Annotated in this window: 7 protein-coding genes; 3 read left to right on the top strand and 4 right to left on the bottom strand. The window is 66.8% G+C overall.

Translation table 11 applies throughout. The features are described 5' to 3' along the window. The 3 genes from AB7E35_RS06145 to AB7E35_RS06155 all read right to left on the bottom strand — a co-directional run. On the bottom strand, window positions 1-1,086 hold a 1,086-nt coding region (locus tag AB7E35_RS06145; protein WP_428167233.1), incomplete at its 3' end, for an FAD-dependent oxidoreductase. A gap of 135 nt (window positions 1,087-1,221) precedes the next feature. Then, window positions 1,222-2,058: a segregation and condensation protein A gene (locus tag AB7E35_RS06150; protein ID WP_047349781.1), complete on the bottom strand. Its 837-nt coding sequence runs from the start codon at window positions 2,056-2,058 to the stop codon at window positions 1,222-1,224. Window positions 2,059-2,148: 90 nt separating this feature from the next. Next, the gene (locus AB7E35_RS06155) at window positions 2,149-2,352 is read right to left on the bottom strand and encodes a DUF3460 family protein (protein WP_428164363.1); all 204 of its coding nucleotides are present in this window, start codon (window positions 2,350-2,352) and stop codon (window positions 2,149-2,151) included. A gap of 166 nt (window positions 2,353-2,518) precedes the next feature. Here AB7E35_RS06155 and AB7E35_RS06160 point away from each other — a divergent pair, with 166 nt between their 5' ends. The 3 genes from AB7E35_RS06160 (at window position 2,519) to AB7E35_RS06170 (ending at window position 4,628) form a co-directional block, all read left to right on the top strand. Further along, a complete protein-coding gene (locus tag AB7E35_RS06160; RefSeq protein WP_428167234.1) occupies window positions 2,519-3,295 on the top strand; it encodes a ParA family protein in 777 nt (258 codons plus the stop codon). 38 nt (window positions 3,296-3,333) lie between these two features. Further along, window positions 3,334-3,834 (top strand): outer membrane protein assembly factor BamE domain-containing protein, encoded by a 501-nt coding sequence (gene bamE / locus AB7E35_RS06165; protein WP_428167235.1) that lies wholly within the window; start codon window positions 3,334-3,336, stop codon window positions 3,832-3,834. Between the two features lie 104 nt (window positions 3,835-3,938). Continuing rightward, window positions 3,939-4,628, top strand: a complete 690-nt coding sequence (locus tag AB7E35_RS06170; RefSeq protein WP_428167236.1) for a YitT family protein — start codon at window positions 3,939-3,941, stop codon at window positions 4,626-4,628. A 108-nt stretch (window positions 4,629-4,736) separates the two neighbouring features. On the opposite strand, the gene AB7E35_RS06175 is transcribed toward AB7E35_RS06170, so the two are convergent. Beyond that, entirely contained in the window at window positions 4,737-4,901 is a 165-nt protein-coding gene (locus AB7E35_RS06175; protein ID WP_428167238.1) for a thiosulfate oxidation carrier complex protein SoxZ, read from the bottom strand. Between the last annotated feature and the right edge of the window lie 6 nt (window positions 4,902-4,907).

Here is a 4,907-nt window from a genome sequence, read left to right on the forward strand (position 1 = left end):
CAGGTCGGTGCGGCCGGACAGGTCGGTCAGCACGCCGCCGCAGGTGAAGTGCGCCGTGGGCACCACGGGAATGGGCTGGCGCGTGATGTCGATGCCCAGGCGGGCGCAATGCGCCAGGATGTTGGGGAAGTGCTCGTGCAAAAAGGCCGGGCTTTGGTGCGAGATGTCCAGGTGCACACAGTCCAGGCCGTGCTTTTTCATCTCGAAGTCGATGGCGCGCGCCACCACGTCGCGCGGGGCCAGCTCGGCGCGCGCATCGTGCTGGGGCATGAAGCGCGTGCCCCCGGCCGATGGCGGCAGCAGCAGCCGCCCGCCCTCGCCGCGCACGGCCTCGCTGATCAGGAAGGACTTTTCGTGCGGGTGGTACAGCCCCGTGGGGTGGAACTGGATGAACTCCATGTTGCCCACCCGGCAGCCCGCGCGCCATGCCGCGGCAATGCCGTCGCCCGTGGCGGTGTCGGGGTTGGTGGTGTACAGGTACACCTTGCCCGCGCCGCCGGTGGCCAAAATGGTGTGCGGCGCGCAAAAGGTCAGCACCTGGTCGGTGGCCTCGTCCAGCGCGTACAACCCCAGGCAGCGCGTCTGGCCAGGCAGGCCTAGCTTGGCGCTGGTGATCAGGTCCACCAGCGTGTGGTGCTCAAATACCGTGATGCCGGGCGTGGCGCGTACCACGTCGATCAGCGTTTTTTGCACGGCGGCGCCCGTGGCGTCGGTGGCGTGCACGATGCGCCGCGCGCTGTGGCCGCCTTCGCGCGTCAGGTGCAGCGCGCCGCCTTCCTGCGAAAAAGGCACGCCCAGGCCCTGCAGCCAGCGAATGGCGGCGGGCGCGCTTTCCACCACGAAGCGCGTGGTGGCCAGGTCGCACAGGCCGGCGCCGGCTTCCAGGGTGTCTTCGATGTGCGCGGCAAAGCTGTCGTCGTCGGCCAGCACGGCGGCAATGCCGCCCTGGGCCCAGCCGCTGGAGCCGTCTTGCAGCTGGCGCTTGGTGATCACGGCCACGCGGTGCGTGGGCGCCAGGTGCAGCGCGGCAGACAGGCCCGCCAGGCCGCTGCCTACGATGAGAACGTCGAAGTCATGGGATGCCATAGAAGGTATCAGTTGCCGTTGAGACGGGCGCTGCGCCATGCCAGGGCCACCGTGGAACTGGCTTCGCCAGGCCGCCGGTGGCGTCCCCCTCCCGCGCAGCGAGAGAGGGGAAGCGGCGCAGCCGCTCAGGGGGTGTCATACGGGTGTATAGGCCAGGCGCACGTAAATCGGTGCGAACGCCTCGGCCTGGGTGATTTCGATCAGGGTTTCCTTGGCCAGCTCCAGCAGGGCGATGAAGGTCACCACCAGCACGGTGCTGCCTTTTTCGGGCTGGAACAGGTCTTCAAACGGGGCAAAGCGCCGACCCTGCAGCGCCTTGAGCACATGGCTCATGTATTCGCGCACCGACAGCTCCTCGCGCGTGATCTTGTGGTGCTGCACCAGCTTGGCGCGTCTGAGGATGTCGCGCCAGGCCTGCTGCAGGTCGGCCAGGTGCACGTCCGGAAAGCGCGGCTGCAGGCTTTGCTCGATGTACACGTTGGCACGCACAAAGTCGCGCCCGTACTGCGGCAGCTGGCCCAGCTGCAGCGCGGCCAGCTTGATCTGTTCATATTCGAGCAGGCGGCGCACCAGCTCGGCGCGGGGGTCCTCAGGCTCGGCGCTGCCTTCTTGCTTGCGCGGCGGCAGCAGCATGCGCGACTTGATCTCGATGAGCATGGCGGCCATCAGCAAATACTCGGCCGCCAGCTCCAGGTTGCGGCTGCGGATCTCATCCACATAGCCCAGGTACTGGCGCGTGACGTCCAGCATGGGGATGTCCAGGATGTTGAAGTTCTGCTTGCGGATCAGGTACAGCAGCAGATCCAGCGGGCCCTCGAAGGCCTCCAGGAAAACCTCCAGCGCATCGGGCGGGATGTACAGGTCTTGCGGCAGCGCAAACAGGGGCTCGCCGTACAGGCGCGCCAAGGCCACCTGGTCCACCACCTGGGGCATGCCGTCCTCGGCGGTCGGGGCTGTGCGGGCGCCTGCCATGTGCAAAATTGCTATCTAATCAATAGCTGCCAGCGCTTGCTCTGCGGGGGCTGGCAGCATATTTGGCCTATAACGTGGTTTGTCGCGTGCTCAGCCCCGCGTCTGATAGACGTAGGGTTGCTGGGGCACGCGTGCCGCGTTGTATTGCTGCCAGGCTTCGTGGTCCACCTGCTTGTCCCACAGCAGGGCGCGGCCGGCTTGCTGCTGTGCGTCCAGCTCGGGCTTTTGCGCCTTCAGCTGCTTGATGAACTGGGTGGTTTCGGACTCGTAGTCGGGGCGGCGAAAAAAGGACATGGTGCAGTGGGTGCTGTAGATGCGTAGGAAGCGGCGGGGCTGCCGGTGGCAGGGGCTGCATTTTAGCGGGCGCACCCCGGCGCCGCGCTGCGCCTTGCCATGCCCCGGCGTAGCTTGATAATCGGCGCGTCCAAATCCCGGGCGCTGACCCACAAGGAGCCGTCGCATGCCGCTAGTCGTGTTCAACCAGAAGGGTGGGGTGGGCAAATCCACCATCGCCTGCAACCTGGCCGCCATCAGTGCCAGCCAGGGGCTGCGTACCCTGCTGATCGACCTGGACCAGCAAGGCAATTCAACGCAGTACCTGCTGGGCGGCCCGGCCGATGAGGCGCAGCCCACCGTCGCCAGCTTTTTCGACCAGTCGCTGGGCTACAGCTTCCGGCAGGCACCGGCCACTGATTTTGTGGTGACCACGCCGTTCGAGGGCCTGCACCTGATGGCCTCCAGCACCCGGCTGGACGAGCTGCAAAGCAAGCTGGAGTCGCGCCACAAAATCTACAAACTGCGCGAGGCCCTGCAAGAGCTGGCGCAAACCTACGAGCGCATCTACATCGACACGCCGCCGGCGCTCAACTTCTACACCCGCTCGGCCCTCATGGGCGCGCGCGGCTGCCTGATTCCGTTTGACTGTGACGATTTCTCGCGCCAGGCGCTGTACACGCTGCTGCAAAACGTGCAGGAGATCCGCGCCGACCACAACCCCCACCTGTCGGTCGAGGGCATCGTGGTCAACCAGTTTCAGCCGCGCGCCAAGCTGCCGCAGCGGCTGGTGCAAGAACTGGTGGACGAGGGCCTGCCGGTGCTGCAGCCCTACCTGCCGTCGTCGGTGATCGTGCGCGAGTCGCACGAACAGTCGCGCCCCATGATCCACCTGGAGCCCGCCCACAAGCTCACGCAGGCGCTGGTGGCGCTGCACGACGGCCTGCACGCGGCGCGGGCCTGACCGGCAGCGCGCGCCGACAACGACCAGGACGGACACCCATGTCATTGACACACTGGCTCAAAAGCGCGGGGGCATCGCTGCTGGCCACGCTGGTCATGCTGACGGGCTGCGACGACCAGCGCATCAAAGAGCTGGAAGAAGGCGTCAGCACCGAGCAGGACGTGCGCGCGCGCTTCGGCGAGCCCGAGCAAGTCTGGCCCGAGGCCGACGGCTCGCGCACGCTGGAATACAACCGCCAGCCTGCCGGGCACCGCAACTACATGATCACCATCGGCACCGACGGCAAGATGAGCGCGCTGCGCCAGGTGCTGGCGCCGCACAACTTCGAGAAAGTGCAGCCCGGCATGACGCAAGAGCAGATCCGCCGCATGCTGGGCAAACCCGCCCGGCAGATGCGCTACGAGCTCAGGCACGAGACCGAGTGGGAATGGAACTGGATCGACCCGCCCACGACCGAGATGCAGTTCATCGTGACCTTCGGCCCCGACGGCCTTGTGCGCCGAAGCGCCAGCGCCGAGAAGCTGCGCGACGGCCCCTGATCCGCAGCGCCGCGTGCGTGGGGTCTGCAGACCCAGGGTTTTCCATGAGATGATCGCGTGTCGGCGCCACCAGCGCCGTTCGCAGGATGCACAGGAACCACACCATGGCCAGCAGCACCGCACAGTACCAGCACGCCGATCCATCCCTCTCCGTCACCGTGGCGCCCGCCGCCGCGCCCGCCACTCCATCCACCGCCAGCAGTCTGCGCCACGGCCCGTTTGAGGACGCGCAGGCGCTGTTCGCCGGCACGCTGTTCGTCGGCCTGGCCATGCTCATGTTCGGGCAGGCGGGGCTGCTTACGGGCAGCACGGCGGGCCTGGCCTTCGTATTGCACTACGCCACCGGCTGGAGCTTCGGGCTGATCTACTTCGTCATCAACCTGCCGTTTTACTGGTTCGCCTGGCGGGTGGTGGGCAAGGAATTCACGATCAAGACCTTTCTGTCCGTGGCCCTGCTGTCGGTGGTGACCACCGTGGGCCCGCGCCTGATCCACATCGACTACCTGCACCCGGCCTTTGCGGCGATTGCGGGCGGGCTGCTGATGGGCACGGGCGTGCTGTTCCTGGCGCGGCACCGCTCCAGCCTGGGCGGGGCAACCATCGTGTCGCTGTACGCGCAGGATGCCTGGGGCGTGTCTGCCGGCAAGGTGCAGATGGTCATCGACTGCACGGTGGTGGCCCTGGCGCTGTGGGTCGTGCCTTTCGAGCGCGTGGCCTGGTCGGTGCTGGCGGCGGTGCTGATGGGCATCTTCCTGGCTGTCAGCCACCGCCCCGGGCGCTACACCGGGCTATGAAAATGGTGAGCCTCTGGCGCTTGCCGCACAAGCGCTAGAGCCTTGTTGGATGCATGAAAAAGGCCCCGCAGGCACCAGCGCCTGCGGGGCCTTTTGCTGGGTTCGTGGTCAGGCGACCGTGATGGTCTTGCTGGCCGTCAGTGTGGCGCCCTGGTCGTCCTTCCAGAGCATCGTCAGCTCGCCGCTGTGGCGCGCCTTGAAGGTGAATTCGATGTACGGGTTCTGGGCGACCGAGGTGCCGGGCGTCCAGATGAAGACCCGCCGGTCGCCCAGCTTGGC

It is taken from the genome of Diaphorobacter sp., assembly GCF_050251835.1.
Taxonomy (GTDB): Bacteria; Pseudomonadota; Gammaproteobacteria; order Burkholderiales; family Burkholderiaceae_C; genus JBFXIE01.